This is a genomic window from Pseudarthrobacter sp. S9 (assembly GCF_050156545.1).
Taxonomy (GTDB): Bacteria; Actinomycetota; Actinomycetes; order Actinomycetales; family Micrococcaceae; genus Arthrobacter.
In genome coordinates this window covers 2,350,539-2,372,579 of the sequence record NZ_CP189576.1, presented here as the reverse complement: position 1 = coordinate 2,372,579, position 22,041 = coordinate 2,350,539, and the positions used below count along the sequence as shown (strand labels likewise).

Annotated in this window: 19 protein-coding genes, 1 tRNA gene and 1 pseudogene; 9 read left to right on the top strand and 12 right to left on the bottom strand. The window is 67.0% G+C overall.

Going from position 1 to position 22,041, the window contains the following annotated elements; all coding sequences use genetic code 11:
- Positions 1–33 precede the first annotated feature (33 nt).
- The 6 genes from mnhG to ACQCSY_RS11300 are packed head-to-tail and all read right to left on the bottom strand — an operon-like array spanning position 34 to position 6,462.
- Entirely contained in the window at positions 34–432 is a 399-nt protein-coding gene (gene mnhG, locus ACQCSY_RS11325) for a monovalent cation/H(+) antiporter subunit G (protein WP_427128813.1), read from the bottom strand.
- A complete protein-coding gene (locus tag ACQCSY_RS11320; protein WP_427128812.1) occupies positions 422–700 on the bottom strand; it encodes a monovalent cation/H+ antiporter complex subunit F in 279 nt (92 codons plus the stop codon). The genes mnhG and ACQCSY_RS11320 overlap by 11 nt, the downstream gene beginning before the upstream one ends.
- Complete coding sequence (locus tag ACQCSY_RS11315) at positions 697–1,242, bottom strand: Na+/H+ antiporter subunit E (RefSeq protein WP_427128811.1); 546 nt, start codon at positions 1,240–1,242, stop codon at positions 697–699. Before ACQCSY_RS11315 ends, ACQCSY_RS11320 begins: the two co-directional genes overlap by 4 nt.
- Positions 1,239–2,861: a Na+/H+ antiporter subunit D gene (locus ACQCSY_RS11310; RefSeq protein ID WP_427128809.1), complete on the bottom strand. Its 1,623-nt coding sequence runs from the start codon at positions 2,859–2,861 to the stop codon at positions 1,239–1,241. Before ACQCSY_RS11310 ends, ACQCSY_RS11315 begins: the two co-directional genes overlap by 4 nt.
- The gene (locus ACQCSY_RS11305) at positions 2,858–3,448 is read right to left on the bottom strand and encodes a Na(+)/H(+) antiporter subunit C (protein ID WP_427128807.1); all 591 of its coding nucleotides are present in this window, start codon (positions 3,446–3,448) and stop codon (positions 2,858–2,860) included. The genes ACQCSY_RS11310 and ACQCSY_RS11305 overlap by 4 nt, the downstream gene beginning before the upstream one ends.
- Positions 3,445–6,462 carry a Na+/H+ antiporter subunit A gene (locus ACQCSY_RS11300; RefSeq protein ID WP_427128806.1) on the bottom strand — a complete coding sequence of 1,006 codons (3,018 nt, stop codon included), beginning with the start codon at positions 6,460–6,462 and terminating at the stop codon, positions 3,445–3,447. The genes ACQCSY_RS11305 and ACQCSY_RS11300 overlap by 4 nt, the downstream gene beginning before the upstream one ends.
- A 151-nt stretch (positions 6,463–6,613) precedes the next feature.
- Between ACQCSY_RS11300 and ACQCSY_RS11295 the strand changes: the two genes are divergently transcribed.
- From ACQCSY_RS11295 to ACQCSY_RS11285, 3 genes are read left to right on the top strand one after another with little or no spacing between them, the layout of a single operon-like run.
- Positions 6,614–8,032, top strand: a complete 1,419-nt coding sequence (locus ACQCSY_RS11295) for an MFS transporter (protein WP_427128804.1) — start codon at positions 6,614–6,616, stop codon at positions 8,030–8,032.
- Positions 8,033–8,070: 38 nt separating this feature from the next.
- A complete protein-coding gene (locus ACQCSY_RS11290) occupies positions 8,071–8,553 on the top strand; it encodes a cation:proton antiporter regulatory subunit (RefSeq protein WP_427128802.1) in 483 nt (160 codons plus the stop codon).
- Between the two features lie 5 nt (positions 8,554–8,558).
- Positions 8,559–9,755 (top strand): cation:proton antiporter, encoded by a 1,197-nt coding sequence (locus ACQCSY_RS11285; RefSeq protein WP_427128800.1) that lies wholly within the window; start codon positions 8,559–8,561, stop codon positions 9,753–9,755.
- Positions 9,756–9,791: 36 nt separating this feature from the next.
- Here ACQCSY_RS11285 and dcd read toward each other — a convergent pair whose 3' ends face one another.
- From dcd to ACQCSY_RS11270, 3 genes and pseudogenes are all read right to left on the bottom strand, one after another.
- Positions 9,792–10,367 (bottom strand): dCTP deaminase, encoded by a 576-nt coding sequence (gene dcd / locus ACQCSY_RS11280; protein ID WP_427128799.1) that lies wholly within the window; start codon positions 10,365–10,367, stop codon positions 9,792–9,794.
- A gap of 128 nt (positions 10,368–10,495) precedes the next feature.
- Complete coding sequence (locus ACQCSY_RS11275) at positions 10,496–10,942, bottom strand: SRPBCC family protein (protein ID WP_427128797.1); 447 nt, start codon at positions 10,940–10,942, stop codon at positions 10,496–10,498.
- Positions 10,943–11,728: 786 nt separating this feature from the next.
- Positions 11,729–12,070 (bottom strand): annotated as a pseudogene (locus ACQCSY_RS11270) (transposase); the annotation flags it as partial.
- Positions 12,071–12,367: 297 nt separating this feature from the next.
- Here ACQCSY_RS11270 and ACQCSY_RS11265 point away from each other — a divergent pair.
- From ACQCSY_RS11265 to ACQCSY_RS11250, 4 genes are all read left to right on the top strand, one after another.
- A complete protein-coding gene (locus ACQCSY_RS11265) occupies positions 12,368–12,526 on the top strand; it encodes a hypothetical protein (RefSeq protein WP_427128795.1) in 159 nt (52 codons plus the stop codon).
- A 56-nt stretch (positions 12,527–12,582) separates the two neighbouring features.
- Positions 12,583–12,656: transfer RNA gene (locus ACQCSY_RS11260), tRNA-Gly, on the top strand.
- A 102-nt stretch (positions 12,657–12,758) separates the two neighbouring features.
- Positions 12,759–12,908, top strand: coding sequence for a hypothetical protein (locus ACQCSY_RS11255; RefSeq protein ID WP_427128793.1), 150 nt, complete (start codon positions 12,759–12,761; stop codon positions 12,906–12,908).
- Between the two features lie 8 nt (positions 12,909–12,916).
- Positions 12,917–14,065, top strand: coding sequence for a N(5)-(carboxyethyl)ornithine synthase (locus ACQCSY_RS11250; RefSeq protein WP_427128792.1), 1,149 nt, complete (start codon positions 12,917–12,919; stop codon positions 14,063–14,065).
- 10 nt (positions 14,066–14,075) lie between these two features.
- Here ACQCSY_RS11250 and ACQCSY_RS11245 read toward each other — a convergent pair whose 3' ends face one another.
- Positions 14,076–15,449, bottom strand: a complete 1,374-nt coding sequence (locus tag ACQCSY_RS11245) for an MFS transporter (RefSeq protein ID WP_427128790.1) — start codon at positions 15,447–15,449, stop codon at positions 14,076–14,078.
- A 150-nt stretch (positions 15,450–15,599) separates the two neighbouring features.
- On the opposite strand from ACQCSY_RS11245, the gene ACQCSY_RS11240 reads away from it, so the two are divergent.
- Positions 15,600–16,454 (top strand): LysR substrate-binding domain-containing protein, encoded by an 855-nt coding sequence (locus ACQCSY_RS11240; RefSeq protein ID WP_427128788.1) that lies wholly within the window; start codon positions 15,600–15,602, stop codon positions 16,452–16,454.
- 105 nt (positions 16,455–16,559) lie between these two features.
- Here the strand turns inward: ACQCSY_RS11240 and ACQCSY_RS11235 are convergent, their stop codons facing one another.
- On the bottom strand, positions 16,560–17,777 hold the full coding sequence (locus tag ACQCSY_RS11235; RefSeq protein WP_427128786.1) for an integrase catalytic domain-containing protein: 1,218 nt from the start codon (positions 17,775–17,777) through the stop codon (positions 16,560–16,562).
- Positions 17,778–18,059: 282 nt separating this feature from the next.
- On the opposite strand from ACQCSY_RS11235, the gene ACQCSY_RS11230 reads away from it, so the two are divergent.
- A complete protein-coding gene (locus tag ACQCSY_RS11230) occupies positions 18,060–18,419 on the top strand; it encodes a hypothetical protein (RefSeq protein WP_427128784.1) in 360 nt (119 codons plus the stop codon).
- A 77-nt stretch (positions 18,420–18,496) separates the two neighbouring features.
- Here the strand turns inward: ACQCSY_RS11230 and ACQCSY_RS11225 are convergent, their stop codons facing one another.
- The gene (locus tag ACQCSY_RS11225; protein ID WP_427128782.1) at positions 18,497–22,021 is read right to left on the bottom strand and encodes a bifunctional proline dehydrogenase/L-glutamate gamma-semialdehyde dehydrogenase; all 3,525 of its coding nucleotides are present in this window, start codon (positions 22,019–22,021) and stop codon (positions 18,497–18,499) included.
- Positions 22,022–22,041: the final 20 nt, after the last annotated feature.

Genomic DNA, 22,041 nt, shown 5'->3' with positions numbered 1-22,041 from the left:
GGCTCCCCGGTGATTGGGCCTGGACTACCGGGCTCAGCCACCCTGGTCGTCGTCGGCACCGCGCTTGGCGGCCGACTGCTGGACCACGGCCTCGAGCTCGTCGGTGCTCAGCAGCTCCGGGTGCAGGTGCTTGGTGCGGTAGCCGGCCCGGCCCACCATGTGGGCGGACACGGGCACGGTGAGCAGCTGGAACAGCCAGGCGACCGCCAGCGCGGGCCACACCCACCAGATGCGCATCTGGAGCCCCAGGGCGAACAGCAGCAGGAACAGTCCGAGCACCTGGGGCTTGGTGGCGGCGTGCATCCTGCTCATGAGGTCGGGGAACCGCAGCAGCCCGACGGCGGCGGCGAGGGACATCAGCGCGCCGACCACCATGAAGACGGCGGAGACGGCGTCGATCATGAAGTCGGCCAGGGACGCGTCAGGATTCACGGACGTTCTCCCGCCTGTCCGCCACGAACCGCGCCACGGTGACGGAGCCGACGAAACCGATGATGGACAGCGCCACCAGAAGCATCAGGTTGTTGAGGTGCCGGTTGACGGCCATGTCGATGCAGAGCGCGGCCCCGACGATGGCCAGCAGCACGTCGGCGGCGAGCACCCGGTCCAGCAGCGAGGGGCCCCTCGCGATCCGGATGATCGCTCCGGCGGCGGCCAGGGACAGTACGACGGCGGTCACCGTCAGGACAAGCTGCATCATGCGCGCGCCTCCTGCTTGAGTGCGGACAGTTCGTCTCGGCTCCCCATGATGCGGATCAGCCCGGCCTCGGTGTCCCGGACTTCCTTGCGGAGCCGGGTCGCGTCCTCGGCGTTGCGGACATTGATGCCGTGGATGTACAGCGTGGACGTGGACCTGTCCACCTCCACCACGAGCGAGCCCGGGATCAGCGAGATCACGTGCCCGGTGGCGGTCACCAGGAGGTCGGAGTGGCTCCGCAGGGGGACGGCGACGACGGCGCTGATCACCCGCGGTCCGCGGGCGGCGGCCAGGAACAGGACCTGGAAGCTCGCTGCCGCCACCTTCGCGAGGAAGATGACGGCGAAGGGGATGGCGCGGAGCACATTGAAGCGGCCGCCGAGCTCCACCGGGGGCAGGTAGAACACGCGCGCCACCACCACCGCGATGAGTGCGCCGAAGAGCAGGTTGCCCGGGCTGAAGTTCTGCCAGAGGGCGCCCCAGACAATCACGAGCCACACCAGCAGCGGCAGTTCCTGTCGCAGCGAGATCCGCTTCCGGCTCATTTCCGGCCGCCAGTCTGCTGACCCTGCCCGGACTGGGCGATCACCGGGACCGGCGCGTCTTCGCCGAGCACCGCCTGGATGTAGGAGGACCTGTCCAGCATCTCCTGGGCGGACTGGTCCGCCACCTTGAACAGCGGCCCGGCAAAGACGGTCAGCGCCACGCCGAAGATCACCAGGCCCAGGGTGGAGCCCACCATGGTCCGCGGGAGCAAGGTGACATTTGTCTTGCCGCCCCGGTCCCCGGTGGCCGAATCTTGCGGAGCCGCGAGCAGCACCGGATCGGGATGTTCCGCGTCCTCGGGTTTGCGCCAGAATGCGCGGTTCCAGACCCTGGCGACGGCGAGCAGCGTCAGCAGGCTGGTCAGCACTCCCCCGATCACCAGCGCGTAGGCCAGCGGCGTGCCGAGCTGAATGCCCGCCTGCAGGAGCCCGATCTTGCCCAGGAATCCCGAGAACGGCGGAATGCCGGCCAGGTTCATGGCGGGCACGAAGAACAGCACCGCCAGCAGCGGGGACAGCTTGGCCAGGCCGGCCACCCGGTCCACGGAGGAGCTGCCGCCCCGGCGTTCAATCAGGCCCGCGACCAGGAACAGGCTGGTCTGGATGGTGATGTGGTGGACCACGTAGAAGACCGCGGCGCCCAGCCCGGCCACCGTGGACAGGGCCAGGCCGAACACCATGTAGCCGATGTGGCTGACCAGGGTGAAGGACAGGAGCCGCTTGATGTCGCTCTGGGCCAGGGCGCCGAGGATTCCCACCACCATGGTCAACAACGCTGCGACCATCAGCGGCGCGTTGAGCGCGTCCCCGGGGAAGAGCAGCGTCTCCGTGCGGACCATCGCGTAGACGCCCACCTTGGTCAGGAGGCCGGCAAACACCGCCGTGACGGGAGCGGGCGCGGTGGGGTAAGAGTCCGGAAGCCAGAAAGACAGCGGGAACACCGCGGCCTTGATGCCGAAGGCAACCAGCAGCATGACGTGCAGCAGGGTCCGGGTGCCCTGGTCCAGATCCGCGAGTTTGATGGCGAGATCCGCCATGTTGATGGTTCCGGTGGCGCCGTAGATCATGGCGATCGCGATCAGGAAGAGCACTGAGGAGACCACCGAGACCACCACATAGGTCACGCCGGCGCGGATGCGCGGGCCCGTCCCGCCCAGCGTGATCAGCACGTAGCTGGCGGTCAGGAGGATCTCGAAGCCCACATAGAGGTTGAACAGGTCCCCGGACAGGAAGGCGTTGGACACCCCGGCCACCAGGATCAGGTAGGTGGGGTGGAAGATCGAGAGCGGCGCGTCCCGGTCGCCGTCGGCCATGCCCTGCCCGGTCGCGTAGATCAGCACGGCGAGGCTCACGGCGGAGGACACCACCAGCATCAGCGAGGAGAACTGGTCCACCACCATCACGATGCCCCAGGGCGGAAGCCAGCCGCCGATGTTCACCGCGGCCGTCCCGCCCTCCCACACAGAGGCGAGCAGCCAGCATTCGAGCAGCAGGGTCAGGGACAGCACGGCGATGCTGACGGCCCGCTGGGCCCGGGGGTGCCGGATCAGCAGGAAGGTCAGGGCGGCGCCCAGGATGGGAAGTACGACGGCGAGCGGGGCAAAACTGGCGACGTTCACTGTCCGCCTCCTTCCGGTCTTGGCGCCACGTTCCGGGAGCCTGGCTGTTCTTCCGCGGCGGCGTCCTCGGCCATGACCGGGCGGTCGCCCGCCATGACGGTAGCTGTGTTGGTTCCGGCGGCGGTGTGTCCGGCGGTGTCCGAGATCCCGGCTCCGTCGGAGCCGATCATGGCCAGCGGGAATTCCGAGGTCTCCGCCGGGATCACGGAGTCGTCCTCGGCGTCGAAGCTGGGCGTCTCCGCGACGCGGCGGTCCTCGGCGTCGTCCTGGATTTCGTCCTGGCGGGCCAGGACCCAGGTGCGGTAGATGATGCCCAGCATGAACGCCGTGACGGCGAAGGAGATCACGATCGAAGTGAGGATCAGTGCCTGCGGCAGGGGGTCGTTGTAGTCCCGCGGGTCGGTGTCCTTGCTGAACATCGGCGCGAGCCCGGCGTAGCCGCCGGTGGTGAGAATCAGCAGGTTGGTGGCGTTTGCCAGCAGCATGAGTCCCAGCAGGACCCGGGTGAGGCTGCGTTCCAGGATCAGGTAGATGCCGCAGGCATACAAGGCTCCCATGACCGTCAGCAGGGTCAGATTGACGCTCATGCTTTCCCCTTGGCGGTGGTTTCGGCCGGGATCCCGCCGGCTTCCTGCTGTTCGGAGGGCTCCGCGGGATGATCTTCGAAATGCTCGTCGATTTCGGCCCCCAGGCTCCGCAGTACGTCCAGGACGAGGCCGACGACGACGACGTAGACACCGATGTCGAAGATGGTGGAGGTGACGAACTTGATGTCGCCGAAGATGGGCAGCCACAGCCCGACGATGGCGCTCTGGAACACCTGGCCGCCCAGCAGCAGCGGCGTCATGCCTGCGGCCGCCGCCGTGGCGAGCCCGATTCCCAGCAGGGTGCCGGCGCCGACGGGCGTGGCTTCCCGCAGTTCGAAGCGGCCGCCGGCGAGGTAGCGGAGCGTCAGGCCCAGGCCGGCGGTGAGCCCGCCGGCGAAGCCCCCGCCGGGCAGGTTGTGCCCGGCCAGCAGCAGGTAGATGGAGAACACGATCACGGAGTGGAAGATGAGCCGGGTGACCACCTCGAAGATGATCGAGCGGCGTTCCGGAGCAAGGGTCCGGCCCGCCACCAGCCAGGCGTCGCGCGTGGCCGCGGCGAAGCGGCGGCTCAGGGCCAGCGCGGCATCATCGCGGCTGTTGCCCCCGGCACCGTTCCGCCGGCCCACGGTCCCTTCCGCCACGGTCGACGCGGTCCGGATCCTGTCGCCGCGGCCCCGGACAAAGATGAGGCTGGCAACACCGGTGGCGGCCAGGGCCAGCACGGAAATCTCGCCGAAGGTGTCCCAGACGCGGATATCCACGAGGGTGACGTTGACGACGTTCAGCCCGCCGCCGCCCTCATAGGCCAGCCGCGGAAACTCCAGCGAGACCGGCGGCGCCACGCGGGCGCCGAGGGCGTAGATGGCGACGAAGATCATCGTGGCTCCGAAGGCAACACCGATGATCACCCGGATGACCCGGTACTTTCCGCCGGTACGGTCCCGCAGCTCCGCAGGGAGGCTGCGCATGGCCAGGACGAACGCCACCAGGATGATGGTTTCCACCAGCATCTGGGTCAGCGCAAGGTCCGGAGCGCCCTGCAGGGCGAACATCAGCGCGATGCCGTAGCCGGTGACGGAGACCATCAGCACGGCCAGGAAACGTTTGTTGGCCCGCACGGCGGCGAGCGCCCCGATCACGATGCCGGCGCCGGCCACGAGCTGCAGCGGGGAGTTGGGGTCGATGAAGTAGAGGCTGCCGGGCAGCGGCTTGCGGGCCAGGAGCAGCGCGGTGAGCGGCAGGACGAGCGCGACGGTCAGGATGACGGACAGGTAGAAGAACAGCGAGCCACGCTGGGTCCGGCCGGTGACCCAGACCGCGCTGTCGTCGAGGGCGCCGATGGTCAGCTGGTAGGCACGGTCACCGTCGATCCAGCCGGGCACCAGATCCTGCAGCCTGGACACGGTGTTGCGGCCGTAGAACATGGCGAGGCCGAGCGCGAAGGTGGCGGCGGTCAGCCCCAGCGCCGGCGTGAACCCGTGCCACAGCGCCAGGTGCCCGGCAGCGCCGGCCGCCGGTCCGCCGTCGTGCGCGGCGCCGTCAACAAAAAGCGCCGCATAGGGCTGAATCCAGCCGTCCACCGGATCCGGCCACAGGCCGTAGAGGATCGTCAGGACACTCAGGACGGCGGGGGCGGCCAGGAACGCCGGCTTGATCGGCTTGAACGGCGTAGTCTCGACGCCGGGCTTCACCGCGAAGGCACCCCACATGAACCGGGCGCTGTAGGCGAAGGTCAGGATGGAGCCCAGGACCAGGCCGAGCAAGATCACCAGGCCGGGCACGGATCCGGCGCCGTAGTGGACAAACGCCTCGAAGACCGATTCCTTCGCCACGAATCCGGCCAGCGGCAGGAAGCCTGCCATGGAGGCCGCGCCGATCCCCGCCACGATTGCCAGCGCCCGGGCGGAGCCGTAGACGCCGGAGAGCTTGCGGATGTCGCGCGTTCCGGCCTGGTGGTCGATGATGCCCACGACGAGGAAGAGGGTGGCCTTGAAGAGCCCGTGCGCCAGGAGCAGGGCGAGTCCGGCGAGCGCCGCGTCGGGCGTGCCGAGGCCCACCACCATGGTCAGGAAGCCGAGCTGGCTGACGGTGCCGTAGGCGAGGATGAGCTTGATGTCCGTCTGCCGGAGGGCCCGGTAGCCGCCCACCAGCATGGTGGCCAGGCCCAGGCCCAGCACCACGGGCGGCCAGAACGCCGTCTCGGAGAACGCCGGGGCGAGCCGCGCCACGAGGTATATCCCGGCCTTGACCATCGCGGCGGCGTGCAGGTAGGCGCTCACGGGCGTGGGTGCCGCCATGGCGCCGGGGAGCCAGAAATGGAACGGGACCAGGGCGGACTTGGTGATCGCGCCGATCAGGATCAGGACGACGGCGGCGCCCACGGCTTCCCCCATGGGGCCCGTGACCAGCGCGGGCGCCTGCTCCAGGATGGTCTGGATCCGGTAGGTTCCGGCGGCGGAGCCGAGGATGATCAGGCCCACGAGCATGGCCAGCCCGCCGGCGGTGGTAACGACGAGTGCTTGGAGCGCCGAGCGCCGGGCGGACAGCCGTGTGCGGGCGTATCCGATCAGCAGGTAGGACAGCACTGTGGTCAGTTCCCAGAAGATGAACATCAGGAGCAGGTCGTCGGCCGTGACCAGTCCGAACATCGCCCCGGCGAAGGCAAGCAACTGGGCGCCGAAGCCCCCCAGATCGTCGTCCTTGTCCTTGAAGTACCGGGCGCAATAAATCAGCACCAGGGCACCCACCCCGAGGACCAGCAGCGACATGACCCAGGCCAGTGCGTCCATCCGGAAGGCGAGCTCCAGTTTGAGTGCGGGGATCCATGGGAGCACTTCGGCCGCGGAGCCGGTGGCCCCGGCGTTCGAATAGATGACACCGTGCTGCAAGACCAGCCAGATGAACGAGGCGGCGGGAACCGCCGCCAGGGCGTAGAACGAGTTCCTGCCGAACTTCCGGAAGAGAAGCGGCGCCACAGCAGCCACCGCAAAGTGCACGGCAAGAACTGTGATCACTGGTATCTCCGCAACGTCAGGTTTTCGATTGTCAACAAGTTGGAGCAGGCGGGTATTCGTTAGGTTCAGTGCCGACAGTTTACCAAGCGTGCACAAATTCTTTTGGCAGGGAGCGTCCGGCGCCGCGCTCACGACGGCTACCATTCAGGCTATGAACTCAGCCGCCGCCCCCGAGGCCATGCGACCGTCCTCGGAACTGGAATCCGGGAGCCCTGTCGCCAATAAGGGCCGGATCCTGGCATGGGCCGCGTGGGACTGGGGCTCCGCGGCCTTCAACGCCGTCATGACGACGTTTGTCTTCACCGTGTACCTGACGTCCAAGGCCTTCGGCGGCGAGGACCAGGCCTCGGCAGTCCTCGGCGGCGCGCTGGCAATCGCCGGTGCGGCGATCGCCTTGCTGGCCCCGGTCACCGGGCAGCGCTCGGACGCCGGGGGGCGGCGCAAGCTGTGGCTGGGCGTCAACACGGCCGCCGTCGCGCTCCTGACTGGCCTGTGTTTCTTTGTTTTCCCGCGGCCGGAGTTCCTGCTCCTTGGTGTGACCCTGATTGCGCTGGGCAATGTTTTCTTCGAATTCGCCGGGGTGAACTACAACGCCATGCTGGCGCAGATTTCCACCCCACGGAATATCGGCAAGGTCAGCGGCTTCGGCTGGGGCATGGGGTACCTCGGCGGCATCGTGGCGCTGCTGGTTGTGCTCCGCCTGTTCATCCAGCCCAGCTTTGACTGGTTCGGCGCATCTACCGAGGACAGCCTGAACATCCGGCTGGTTGCCGTGTTCTCCGCCCTCTGGTTCTTCATCTTTGCCCTGCCGGTATTGTTCGCCGTGCCGGAACTCCCCAAACCCAAACGGAGCGCGGGCAAACGGAGTGCCGGCCTGGGGTTCCTGGCATCCTATGGCCTGCTGGTGCGGCGCATCAGGGCGATCTACGCGACGAGTCCGCACACCATCTTCTTCCTGCTCGCGAGCGCCATCTTCCGGGACGGCCTGGCCGCGGTGTTCACGTTCGGCGGCATCATCGCGGCCGGCACCTTCGGCTTCGAGCTGAAGGAAGTCATCTTCTTCGCGATCTTCGGCAACGTCGTGGCGGCGGTCGGGGCCATGCTCGGCGGCTTCCTGGATGACCGGATCGGGCCGAAATCGGTCATCATCGGGTCCCTGGCCGGCCTCCTGGTCGCGGGCACCGTCATCCTGGTGCTCGGTAACGGGAGTTATGTCTTCTTCGGCATGGACTGGGCCGGCAGCACCACGTTCTGGATCTTCGGCCTGTTCCTGTGCCTCTTCGTCGGGCCGGCACAGTCGTCCTCGCGCGCCTACCTCGCACGGCTCGCCCCGCACGGCGAATCCGGGGAGCTGTTCGGGCTCTACGCCACCACCGGCCGGGCCGTGAGCTTCCTCGCCCCGACCCTCTTCACCCTGTGCATCACCGTCGCCACCCCGCTCGTGGCTGCCGGCGAGGCCCAGCGCTGGGGCATCCTCGGCATCATGTTGGTGCTGCTGGCGGGCCTGCTTGCCCTGTTGCCGGTCAAGCCGCCGGGCAAGACGGAAATCGCCGTCGTCCCGGCAGCCTGAGCCCTCCGAAAATCCCGTTCGCGCACTAGGCTGAACATATGAACGTGGATGAGACCGACCTCCCCGGCCTGGGCCGGCGCAAGGACTTCATGACCGCCTCGGGACGCCGGATCGGCGTCGTTGAATACCGCGAAGGTCAGACGGAACTGATCGTCTCGACCTGGGACGATCCGGACACCTGCCAGGCGTCCATCCCGCTGACCGCCGACGAGGCCGCCGCCCTGGGAAACCTCCTGGGCGGCCAGCGCCTCGCCATGCAACTCTCGGAAGCCCACCGGGAAATCCCCGGAATCGTCACGCGTCAGTTCTCGATCGGCGCAGAATCCCCGTTCCACGACCAGCCGATGGGCAAGGCCTGCATCCGCACCCGCAGCGGCGTCTCGATCGTGGCCATCATGCGCGAGGGCGAGGTCGTGCCCTCACCGGGACCCGACGTCGTCCTGCACCCCGGTGATCTTCTCGTGGCGGTCGGAACGCAAGAAGGCCTGGACACAGCGGCCAGCATCCTGCGCAACGGCTAAGCGGCATGGATCCGCTCGCCCTGACCCTGATCGAGCTGGGGGCCCTCGTGTTCTGCCTCGGCCTGCTGGCGAGGCTGGCCGGGCGGATCGGTATGTCCCCCATCCCTCTCTATCTGGTGGGCGGGCTGTTTTTCGGGGCCGGAGGCCTGGTCAAACTCGAAGGCATGCACGAGTTCGCACATCTTTCCAGCGAGATCGGCGTGATCCTGCTGCTGCTTATGCTCGGATTGGAATATACGGCGGCCGAGCTCGTGACAGGCCTGAAGCGGTCATGGCAGGCCGGGGTCCTGGACTTACTGCTCAATTTCCTGCCCGGCGCCGGGCTGGCTGCGATGCTGGGCTGGGGCCTGGTGGGCGCCATGGTGATGGGCGGCGTCACCTACATTTCGTCCTCCGGGATCGCGGCCAAGGTCATTACTGACCTGGGCCGGATCGGCAACCGGGAAACCCCGGTGATCCTGTCCATCCTGGTCTTCGAAGACCTGGCCATGGCCGTCTACCTGCCGATCCTGACGGCCACGCTGGCCGGCGTCAGCTTCCTCGTGGGCCTCCAGACCGTGGGAATCTCCCTCGCCGTCGTCACCCTCGTCCTGGTGGTGGCCCTGCGCCACGGCCACCATGTGTCCAAAGCGGTGCACAGCGAGAACTCCGAGGTATTCCTGCTCAACCTGCTGGGCGCCGCCCTGCTCGTGGCAGGGCTGGCCGCCGCCATGCAGGTCTCCGCGGCCGTGGGCGCCTTCATGCTCGGCATCGCGATTTCCGGAGCCACGGCCCACAGCGCCACCCGCATCCTCGAGCCGCTCCGGGACCTCTTCGCGGCGATCTTCTTCGTGGTCTTTGGACTCAACACGGACCCCAGATCCATCCCGCCGGTCCTCGGCTGGGCCCTGCTGCTGGCCGTGCTGACGGCAGCCACAAAAGTGATCACCGGCGTCTGGGCGGCCAAGCGGGCAGGGATCGGCGTGCCGGGCCGTTTCCGTGCCGGGGCAGCCCTGATAGCCCGCGGCGAGTTCTCGATTGTCATCGCCGGACTGGCGGTCGCCTCCGGCGTGGTGCCCCAGGAGCTGGCGGCCCTGGCCACCGCCTACGTGCTGATCATGGCCATCATGGGTCCGCTGGCGGCGCGCTTCGTGGAACCGCTCGTGCAGATGCTGCGTCGTCCCGTGAAACGGCCGGCGGCCCGGGCAGCCGGCCAGGCCTAGGCCGGCCCGGACCTGCCCGGCTGTGCCTGAACCTGCCTAGAGGTCGGTGCGGTGGAAGTTCAGGTGGCTGCGGCTGGCCGTGGGACCGCGCTGGCCCTGGTAGCGGTTGCCGTACTCGCCGGAGCCGTAGGGGTGCTCCGCAGCCGAGGAGAGCCGGAAGAAGCATAACTGGCCGATCTTCATGCCCGGCCACAGCTTGATGGGCAGGGTGGCCATGTTGGAGAGCTCGAGGGTGACGTGGCCCGAAAAACCGGGGTCGATGAAGCCCGCCGTCGAGTGCGTCAGGAGTCCCAGCCGGCCCAGTGAGGACTTGCCTTCCAGTCGGGCGGCGATGTCATCCGGAAGCGTGACGGTCTCATAGGTGGAGCCGAGGACGAACTCCCCCGGGTGCAGGATGAACGGTTCGCCGGCGTCGACCTCGACAAGGCGGGTCAGCTCGGGTTGTTCCTCCGCCGGATCGATGTGGGCGTACTTGTGGTTGTCGAACAGCCGGAAGAACTTGTCGATCCTGACGTCCACCGATGAGGGCTGAACCATGGCAGGGTCGAACGGCTCCAGAACAATCCGTCGGGAGTCGATTTCGGTACGAATGTCGCGGTCTGAGATCAGCACAGGATCAAAAATACCGTACTGGCCCATGCCCGGGCCGCGCGGGTCGGTGCCGCCGCCGAGTGTTACTGCCAGTGTTACTGCCCGGGGCGACCCGGAGTGATGGCGCCGGGGCCACCCCAGCCCGCGGCCTATTCCGCCGCGGGCATCTCTTCCAGCACCGCCTTGAGCCGCTCCAGCTGGCAGACTTCGGCGTTCATGCGCCTGCGGAACGGATTCTTCACCCGGACCAGGAATCCCTTGGCCTCGTATTCCAGGGCGAAGCGGACGCGCGTGCTCGTTCCTTCCGTGCTCAGGTAGTAGCCCCCGTGCGGGCGGGCCGGGCCGACGATGACCTGGTACTGGATCTCCGCTCCCGGGCGCGCTTCGATGATCTCAAAATCCGCGGCAACGGGACGGCCGCCCGGCCCGGTGAGGGTCTGCCGGTACACTGCGCCCTTGGCACCGCCGGCGCCGGATTGGAGCTCGACGCTCCGGATCCCTTCGCGCCAACTCGGGAGATTCCTGGCATCCAGCAAGAAGTTGTAGACGCTCATGGCATCACGCTGGATGACGACGTCGTATTCTGCGAATGCCACGGGGAATCCTTGCTCGGCGGACGGCTGATGGGCGTAGCCCGCTTCCCCAGAGACTGCAGCTAACACCTTCAGGATAATCAGCAAGGCCCGCCACGCGCAGATGCGCGGCGGGCCTTTACCGAAGAGTTATGGATATCCGCCACAGCACAGGCCTCCCTATCGTCCGCAACTGCGGACCGCTGTCCAGGGCAGAGCCTCCAGCAACCCAGCGCGGTTCAGCTGGGCAGTCGTTACACGTGCCCCGGGTCAGGGCAGGTGTACCCCACAGAGTGCCGGGCCGGCCGCATCGGGCATAAGGGCGGGTTGGTGTTGGGCCTGTTTCTCCCACCAGGGCCAGCAGAACAGCCACCCGTTGCAGGCTGCGATCCCGGCGTGGACCCACGCCACCGTGACGAGCGCGCTGAAACGCTGGCCCAGGACCCGGGCGTATGCGGCCACCGCCGATAACGCCTGACCGGCTCGAGCGCAACACCTCGGGTTGAGCCGAACCCACGGGTCCAACCCTGATCCTGAGGGGAACAGACCCGTGGGTTCCCGGCGGGGAACCCTCACTTTGGCTGAACACGCGGTTACGGCCCCGCCGGGTCAAGGTCAGCAGGAGTGGCCTGCTCCTCTTGATGCCGGATCCATGAAACCGTACTTTTCTTAGACATCTAATGAATGACTGAACGGTAGGATCGGGGAATGGAGCATATCAATGGTGCGGCAGTCTGAATCGCCCCGGGTTTAATGGAGGGTGTTGAGTCCTTGAAAGGATGAGCACCATGCCAGCACCAAAAAAGTATCCTGACGAGCTTCGCACGGGGAGGCCGGCCCGTCCTTCTTGAACCCGGTGTCATCAATAACCCAGGCCTCGGGCCCGACCGTCTCCACCGCCAGGTTCGCCAGCCGCCGCCGCACCGGCTCCACCGCCCACGACGACGAGGAGACGAACTGCTGCAGCTGCTGGTAGTCCACGCCCAGACGCTCACCCATCGGCTGCATCGACTTACGCCGGCCATCAAGCATCAGCCCCCGCAGATACAGGCTGCCCTTGGCCCGCTGGTCCTTGCGCGGCAGCGATCCGAAGACCTCCGCAACGTAGTCCTCCAGCTCAAGGCGCACGGCCGCGATCTCGTCGTCCCTCATAAACCGAAATTAACAGACCCGACCGAAGATTAAAAGAGCAACACTCAAAAACCTAACAAAGTACTACTAGGACATGGGACGGAGTTTACCGTCGAAGAGTTAGGTGGGGCCACGGCCCGGGGGATCGTTGAGTTTCCGGGCCGTGGCCCTACTTTTGCACCAGCATTTGTAGCCACTAAATTCTGGTGTGTCCTTCGTTGTTCCCCCTTCATGCCCATTTAGAATGGTGAAGCAACCCTGCACAACTCGCTCACAAAAGCCGCGATCGAAGACGGCATCACACCGGGCATTACGGAAATGGAAGCCGCCGAACTACGGAATGCCAGGAAGCGGATCCGGCTTCTGGAGCAGGAGAACGAGATCCTGAATCAAAGCCGGACAGTGTCCTTGAACCGCACGCAGACTGCGGCGACAAGCCTGATGTCGCTGTTCGAGGACGGCTCGCGGCTGAGGTAAAGTAAATCCGGTTGACGCAACAGGGACTCTTGACCAATTTTTTGGACAGTCCCGCTGCGGCTGTAGCTCAATGGTAGAGCGCTAGCTTCCCAAGCTTGATACGCGGGTTCGATTCCCGTCAGCCGCTCCAATTCCCCACCGCCGCCCCGGCGGAAATCCCCGGACGGCCGTTAGGTCGCTACCTGTATCGTCAGAAGTCAGGAACCTCTTCGGTTCCGCTACAGGAGCGATCATGGCTGACAAATCCCCCCGTCAAGCAGCATCCAAGAAATCCGGCAAATCCATCAAGGAAAAGCGGGCCGATAAGAGGTCCGCGGCAGCGCCGCCCAGCTCCATGGACAAGGCCACCAGCACCAAGCCGGCGAGTCCCAAAAAGAAGTGAGCGCCGCCTTGAGCCGCCTCACCCTGGGAGTCCTGGCCAGCACGCGAAAACCTGACGAGCGGCGCCTCCCGATCCACCCCCTTCACCTGGACCGCATCGCACCGGAACTCCGGCAGCAGCTGGTCCTGGAAGAGGGTTACGGCGAGCGTTTCGGCGTTTCGGACGCCCACCTGGCGCCGCTCGTGGGGCGAATCGTCCCGCGCGCGCAACTGCTGGCGGACGCCGACGTCGTTCTCCTGCCCAAGCCGCAGCCCGAAGACCTGGCCGAGCTCCGTGACGGGCAGGTCCTCTGGGGGTGGCCGCACTGCGTCCAGGACCGGGCCATCACGCAGCTGGCGATTGATAAGAAGCTCACCCTGATCGCCTTCGAGGCGATGAACCACTGGGCCAGCGACGGCGGCTTCGGCCTGCACGTATTCCACAAGAACAATGAGCTGGCCGGTTACTGCTCCGTGCTGCATGCCCTGGCACTGACGGGCTCCACCGGCGATTACGGCCGCCGACTGAGCGCCGTCGTCATCGGCTTCGGAGCCACTGCCCGCGGCGCAGTCACTGCACTAAACGCCCACGGCATCCACGACGTCCAGGTCCTGACCAACCGCGGTGTTGCTGCGGTTGGTTCGCCCATTCATTCGGTGCGGATCGTGCAGTTCGACCACGACGACAAGGCCCCGTTCCTTAGCCAGGTCATCACCGACCGCGGCCGAGTGCCGCTGGCACCGTTCCTCGCCGAGAGCGACATCGTGGTCAACTGCACGCTGCAGGACCCCAACGCGCCGCTGACCTACCTGCGTACCGAGGACCTGGACGCCTTCCGGTCCGGCAGCCTGATCGTGGACGTCTCCTGCGATGAGGGCATGGGCTTCAGCTGGGCGAAAAACACCACCTTCGCCGAGCCCATGCTCAAGGTGGGGGACCACATCGACTACTACGCCGTGGACCACAGCCCGTCCTACCTCTGGAATTCCTCCAGCTGGGAAATCAGCGAGGCGCTGCTGCCCTTCCTCGAAACCGTGATCTCCGGCCCCGAGGCCTGGGCAGAAAACGAGACCATCAGCCGCGCGATAGAAATCCGCGACGGCGTGATCCTCAACGAGGACGTGCTGCAGTTCCAGCAGCGGAAGCCGGAGTACCCGCACTCCCCGCTGGGCGGGTAGCCGCCGGGACCTAGGATGTGGCGGCGGACGGCCGCCCGCCCGGGTTCCGGACAATCCGCAGCAGGCGGCGCCGGTCCTTCAGGTCCACGCGCAGCATCAGCTGCCCGCGACGGGCCAGCACGACGGCGACCGTCACGGCGGCCAGCACCGGCACCCCGCCGGAGACCAGGACCGCGGTGTGCGGGTCCGCGTGCTCGGCCAGCCATCCGATCAGCGGCCCGCCGATCGCCTGCCCGCCGATCAGGACCATGATGTACAGGCTCATGGTGCGTCCGCGGATGGCCAGGTTGGAGCTGATCTGGACCAGCTGGTTGGCGGCGGTCAGGAACATCAGGCACCAGAAGCCGGACAGGACCATGGCCGCGCCGAACCACACCATGGACGGAGCGAAGGCGGCAAGGCACAGCATGAGCCCGTACATCCCGGCGCCCAGGACCACCGAGCGGAGCCGCAGCTGGCGGCGCCGCGCGGAGGTGATGGCGCCGGCCAGCGCGCCCAGTGCCACGAGGGCGTTCAGCAGGCCGTAGCCGCCGGCACCGGCGTCGTACACGTGGTCGGCGAAGGCCGCCAGCAGCACCGGCAGGCTCATCGCGAACACGGCGATGAAGCCGGCCATGAGCCACGGCCAGTAGATCGTGGGCTTGCTGAGCGCGTAGTTCAGCCCCTCCTTCAGCATGCCCTTGCGCTTGGGGGCCGGTGCGCTGATGTGCAGCTGGTCCTTGCGCAGGCTCAGGAGCATTGCCACGGTGGAGCAGCAGGCCACGGCGTTGGCGGCAAAGGCCCAGCCGGCGCCCACGGCGGTGAGCAGCAGTCCGGCGAGCGCCGGGCCGATCAGCCCGCCCAGCTGGAAGATCGTGGAGTTCACGCTGATGGCGTTCCGCAGGTAGGCCGGTCCCACCAGTTCGTTGACGAAGACCTGCCGGGCCGGCTGGTCCAATACCGTGACCAGGCCCAGCGCCAGGGCAATCGCATAGACGTGCCAGACCTCGATCCGCTGCGTCAGGGCCAGCATTGCGAGGATTGCCGCCAGCACCGCGGCCACCGACTGGCATAGCATCAGGATTTTCCGCTTCGCGAAGCGGTCCGCCATCATCCCGGCCCACGGTCCGAGGAACAGCGAGGGCATGAACTGCAGCGCCACGGTGATCCCGACGGCAGTGACCGACCCGGAGAGCTGCAGCACCAGCCAGTCCTGGGCGATCCTCTGCATCCACAGCGCGACGACGGCCACGAAATGGCCGATGGCAAAGATACGGAAGTTGCGGACCTTCAGGGAAATAAAGGTGTGGCGCCATGGCAGGCGCTCGTTGACGACGGCGATCGGCTGGGTGACGGTCTCGGGAAACTGGGCGACGGAAGCCTGAAACGGCGGAGGGGGTGCCACGAAAAGTCCTCAAGGGAGCGGGTGAGCGGGGATGCCTCAACGCTATGCTGACCGGAATCGATTGTGGAAGACTATTCTGAACATAACTAGCATTACAAAACGCAATGTCACGAAGAGTGCGCCGTCCGCACCCCCGGTCAGGAGGTACGCATGTTTGAACCCGCCCAGCTCCGCTCCTTCCTGGCCGTGGCCGAGACCCTGAGCTTCACCAAGGCCGCCGAGCGCCTCGGCCTCGCGCAGCCCACGGTCAGCCAGCACGTCCGCAAGCTTGAGGCCGCCGCCAAGCGGATGCTGATCGCCCGCGACACCCGCGACGTGCGCCTGACGGACAACGGCGACGCCATGGCCGGCTTCGCCCGGAGCATCCTCTCCGCGCACGACGCCGCATCACGCTACTTCTCCGGATCCGCCATGCGCGGACGACTCCGCTTCGGCACTGCCGACGACCTCGCTATCACCGGCCTCCCCCGCATCCTCCGGGAGTTCCGCCAAATCTACCCGCAGATCAACCTGGAACTGACTGTGGGTCAGAGCGACCAGCTCTACAAACGGCTCAACGCCGGCCAGCTGGATCTCGTGTTCGTCAAGTGGGTGGCCGGTGCCAAGGACGGCACGGTGGTCCAGCAGGACTCCTTCGCCTGGGTGGGCCTGGAGCAGACCGCGCTGGAACCGGCGGACCCGGTGCCGCTGATCGCCTACCCCTCCCCCAGCCTCAGCCGGAAACTTGCGATCGATGCGCTCGAGTCCAAGGGCCGGACCTGGCGGATCACCTGCACCACGCGGCAGATCAGCGGCGTGCTGGCCGCCGTCCGGGCAGGCATCGGGGTGGCCGTGATGCCCTCCTCGCTGGTCCCGGACGACCTGAAGATCATCACGCGGCGCTTCGATCTCCCGCCCGTGGGCGACGTCGACTTCACCCTGATCCGCAACCCGCTGGCCAATACCGAGGTGATCGATGCCCTCACCCAGGCGATCGTGGGCCGGACCCTGAAGCGCTCCGCCTGAGTGCGCGGCAGGGGTCCTGCGGAGGTGCCAACTCCGGCACTGAGTACTTACGCGGCGGGCTCCCTACGCGGACGGCGTACCTACTCAGCCACCCGAGGAATCATGTCAAGATGCCCGCCTGGGCTGGTTCGTGGAATCATCTGATTTTGCCCGGGTAGCCGGCCGGGGTTTGGCGGCCTGTTTGGCGGTGGTCAGGGTCAGGAGCTCTGCGGAAAGGGCCTGGACCTGACGCTGGATCGCGGCCGGGTTCAAGGGTTTGTTCTCCCGCTTCAACCGGGCCTTCACATCCCGGGCGACGGTGCCGGTGTCTGCCAGGACGCGCTGGAACGGGGTCGCGGGAAGGTCGTATTTCTTGCTGATCTTCGCGCCGGTGCGGACCTTCGCGACGAGTTTCTGCTGGGGTCCGAAATGGTTGGTGAGCAGTCTCTGCAGGTCCCAGATCCGGTTCAGCAGCTCCAGCTCGCGGGCAGTGTCGTACCGGTGGTAGCCGACCGTCTGGCGCACGATGTGCCAGTTCTTCTGCTCCACGTGCGCCCCGTCATTCTTGTTCCCGGACCGGGACCGCGTGAACGTCAGTTTCTCCTGCTCGCACCACCGGAACAGCTCCCAATTAATGAACTCCGAGCCGTTGTCCGAGTCGATGCCCAGGATCGGAAAGGGAAACGCCGCGGTGGCGTCCCTGATGGCTTCGAAGACCCATTTCTGCGCCTTGTTCTTCACGGACCGGGTTTCGGTCCAGCCGGTCGCGATGTCAGTGATATCAAGGGTGAAACAGAACTCACCGGCACTGTTCCCGCCCTCGTGGCCGACCAGATCAATCTCGACGAAACCGGGCACCGCGTCATCCCATTCAGCCCAGGTCCGCATCTGGATGGAGTCCTTCAGCAACGTACCGGGCTTGGTATGGGACCGGCCCCGCGGATCCAGTTTCACCCGGTCCGCCCGGAGCCGGCGGTCAATCGTCGCCGGCGCGATCCGCAGCAGCAGTGCGGCCGTGCCGGCATCAATCTGAAGTTCCTTGAACCGTCGCAGGCGCGGCACCAGATCCGGCAGCGCGGCCGCGAGCAGCCGCCCGCACGGGGTGCCCTGGACCGCCCAGCAGAACCGCAGAGCCTCGATCACTTGCTCCCCGTAGAGCGGCGGCCGGGGCGCCCTGGGCCGGGCAACCTTCAGCACCAGTGCCATCCGCAGCGCCTTGCGGGCATGGTCGCGGTGCCAGCCCGTCGTCGCGCACAGCTCATCCAGAACCTGCTTCTTCGCCGCCCGGCCCGAACGGACGTAGCGGGTTGCGATGGTCTTCGTGACAGCCCTGCGTTCACTCATCGAAAGCTCCATGGCTCACAATGCCGAAGCGGCGGACACCGGCCCGGCGGACACGCCGCTACGCGGGCATTCTCAAATGATTCTTCGAATACGGCTACGCGGGCATCTTTGATGAGTCAACGCGAGCCATTGAACGCCGCTTGGACTTCCTCTATCCTGACAGTACTTAAGGTCAAGCGTCTGAGGTCAAGCAGAGGCCCACGACAAGGATTCGACAACGAACGCTGCCCGTTGCTGATGCCCCTGGGGCTAGTGCACGGGAGCGTTCGGGATAGGCCGACAATGTTGCCAGCCACAAACAGTCCCCATCTTCCCTCATCGACGGCAGTCCATGCGCTGAAGTCGGCGCGCCCGGTGTCGCCCGCCGTCCATCACGGCGCGGCGTCGCAGCACCCCGGCCGTGGCCGCCGCGATACCCACCACGCCACACTGGGGGGCACCGACTATGTCGCCAGCCCGTATTGCGAACGCTGCGGCACTGACGAGTTCATTTACCTGGAGACCTTTGTCCCGGCCACGCAGCGGCGGGACGGCTCCGTGAGCAAGCTGGGCGAGGTCACCTACTTCTGCTCCGGCTGCGACGACTTCTCCGCCCATGCGGTTCCCGCCTCCTGGGTGCCGCCGGGCTGGTACTTCGGCTGAGGCCGCAGTCTTAAACGCGATCGCCGCCGTGCCTGCACCCTGGGGTGCGGGCACGGCGGCGATCGCCGTTTAGGGACCTAGATCAGGCCGTCCGAGATGTGGTTGGGCGTACCGAAGCGGTGCGCCGTGATGCTGATGGCCTGCTCGTGCAGGAACGGCAGCAGTTCCACGCGCCCGGCTTCCGTGACCGGGTGGAAGTAGACGGCCAGGTCCGGGCGTCCGCCTGTAGCCTCGGCCAGCGCCTTCGCGTCGCCGCCGATGAGCCGGATCCGGGCGCCGGACAGCTTGCCTGCCGCGGCGAGCGTGCCGGCCGTGGCCAGCCACTCGGCGTCGTTCTCCATGGAGACGGCGATGCCCAGGCCGGACAATACGGCACGCAGCTGGGCGGGCAGTTCGACGGCGGTGGAGACGGTCAGGGCGGAGCCGGCCAGGACGCCGGCCGCAACGGTCCGGACCAGGTCCGCGAGCGGCTCGCCTTCGGAGAGTCGCACCGTGACGGGCAGGGCCCGGTAGCGGAATATGTTGCGTTCGGCGCTCAGGCCCGAGACGTCCTTGGCCGTGCCGAACTCTCCGGCCCAGGCGAGGGCGTCGGAAGCCAGCGAGCGCTGCAGCGGTGCCAGTTCGTCAGCGGTCAGGAAGCCGTTGGCCGCCTCGTCGATCCGGCGGACGCCGGAGTGCGCGGGAACTGCCGCGTTGTCCCCCGCGTTGCTGGCTGTGCTGGCTTTGCTGGTCCACTCGCCGAGGCCGACGAGGTAGTTGGGACCGCCGGCCTTGGTGCCGGCGCCGACGGCGGATTTCTTCCAGCCGCCGAAGGGCTGGCGCTGGACGATCGCACCGGTGATGCCACGGTTGACGTAGAGGTTGCCGGCCTGGATGGTGTCCAGCCAGAGCCCGAGTTCCTCGGTGTTAAGGGAGTGCAGGCCCGCGGTGAGGCCGTATTCGATCTGGTTCTGGATGGCGATGGCCTCTTCCAGGGTGTCCGCGGTCATCACGCCGAGGACCGGTCCGAAGAACTCGGTGAGGTGGAAGTGGGATCCGCGCCGGACGCCGTAGCGGACGCCCGGGCTCCAGAGCCTGCCGGTCTCATCCAGTTTCCGCGGCTCGACGGCCCAGTTCTCGCCTTCGCCCAGTGTGGTGAGCGCGTTGAGGAGCTTGCCGTTCGCGGGTTCGATGATCGGGCCCATCTGGCTGGCGGGGTCCTCGGGGTAGCCGACCTTCAGCGAGGTCACGGCGTCGATCAGCTGGTTGTGGAAACGCTTGGATTTCGCCACGGACCCGACCAGGATCACGAGCGAGGCGGCGGAGCACTTCTGCCCGGCGTGGCCGAAGGCGGAGTACGCCACGTCCTTCGCCGCAAGGTCGAGGTCCGCGCTTGGGGTGATGATGATGGCGTTCTTGCCGCTGGTTTCGGCCAGGAGCGGCAGGTCCTTGCGGAAGGAGCGGAACAGCTCGGCGGTTTCGTAGCCGCCGGTCAGGATCACTCGGTCCACGGCCGGGTGCGAGATCAGCTGCTGGCCGAGCTCGCGCTCGCCCAGCTGGACCATGGTGAGGACATCGCGGGGCACGCCTGCTTCCCAGAGGGCTTCGATCATCAAGGCACCGCTGCGCCGTGCCTGCTTGGCGGGCTTGATGACGACGGCGGAGCCGGCGGCGAGGGCCGCGAGGGTGGAGCCCGCCGGGATGGCCACCGGGAAGTTCCACGGCGGGGTCACGACGGTGAGCTTCGCCGGAACGAAGGTGGCGCCGTCGACGTTGTCGAGCTTGCGGGCTGACTCGGCGTAGTAGTGCGCGAAGTCCACGGCCTCGCTGACCTCGGGATCGCCCTGGTCGATGGTCTTGCCGGTCTCGCTGGCCATGACCTCAAGGAGGTCGGCGCGGCGGGCTTCGAGGACGTCGCCGGCGCGGTGCAGGATCTCGGCCCGCTCGGCACCCGAGAGGGCGCCCCAGGCCTTGCCCTGCTCCGCCGCGGCGTCGATCACGGAGTTGAGGGTTGCGGCGTCGTTGATGGTGGCCGCCTCCACCGCGGCGTTGCCCAGGGTCGAGAAGGGCACACGGCTCAGGATGGCGCGGCCCCAGGCCTGGTTGGCCGGCAGCGAGGGATCGGTGTCCGCGGTGTTCCCGAACGAATCGTGCGGCATCGGTTCGGCCGGGAGGCTGCGGTCCTGCTGGCGGTTCGGCGGCGGGACCTCGTCGTCGAGCTTGGCGAGGGAGGCGAGGAAGCGCTGCTTCTCGCGCTCAAACAATGTTTCGTTCTCGCTGAGTTCGAAGACGGCGGACATGAAGTTGTCCTGGCTGGCGCCCTCCTCGAGGCGGCGGATCAGGTAGGCGATCGCGACGTCGAACTCCGCCGGGTGGACCACGGGGGTGTAAAGCAGCAGCGAGCCGACGTCCTTCTTGACGGCTTCCGCCTGGCCCTGGGCCATGCCGAGCAGCATCTCGAATTCGATGCCGGACTGCACGCCGCGCTGCTTGGCCAGCAGCCAGGCGAAGGCGATGTCGAAGAGGTTGTGGCCGGCGACGCCGATCCGGATGTTGCTGATCCGCTCCGGGTGCAGAGCGTAGTTGATGACTCGCTTGTAGTTGGTGTCCGAGTCCTGCTTGGTGCCCCAGGTGGCGAGCGGCCAGTCATGCAGGGAGGCCTCGACCTGCTCCATCGGCAGGTTGGCGCCCTTGACGACACGGACCTTGATTGCGGCGCCGCCCTTGGCGCGGCGGGCGGCGGCCCAGTCCTGCAGGCGGATCATGGCGGACAGAGCGTCCGGGAGGTAGGCCTGAAGCACGATGCCGGCCTCGAGGTTCTTGAATTCGGGCTTGTCCAGGATCCGGGTGAAGACCGCGATGGTCATGTCCAGATCCTTGTACTCCTCCATGTCCAGGTTGATGAACTTGGCCTTGGGGAAGGAGGAGGCGCGGGTGAAGAGCGGGGTGAGCTTCTCGACGACGTGCTCCACGGCCTCGTCGAAGGCCCAGGCGGAGTGCGGGGCGACCGTTGAGGAGACCTTGATGGAGACGTAGTCGACGTCCGGGCGCGACAGCAGGGTGTGCGTGCCCTCGAGCCGGCGGGAGGCCTCGTGCTCGCCGAGCACGGCCTCGCCGAGGAGGTTGACGTTCAGCTTGATGCCGTCCTTGCGGATCTTCGCAATGGCCGTGCCCAGCTTGGCATCGGTGGCGTCGACAATGAGGTGGCCGACCATTTCGCGGAGCACGCGGCGGGCGACCGGGATGACCACCTGCGGCAGGACCGGTGCCATGGTGCCGCCGAGGCGGACGGCGCTGCGCATGTACCACGGCAGGAACGCCGGGACCTTGGGCGCAAGGGCTGCGAGGTTGCGGGCGGCGACCTGGAGGTCTTCGGGACGGACGACGCCGTCGACGAACCCGACTGTGAAGTCGAGGCCGTTCGGGTCTTTCAGGACGCCGGCGAGCTGCTCGGCCGAGACGTCAACGGGGACTTTCGCGGCTTCGGTGAGCCAGTGGCGTACCAGCCCGATGGTGTCCTCAGCGAGGGCTGCGGCTTCAAGAACCGGAGAGCCTTCCGAGACAGCTGCGTGCGCGGCCGCATTGCCGGTGTTCGTGCCGGATTCCGTTGAGATGTTGGTCATGGCTGGTACTCGTTCTTTCT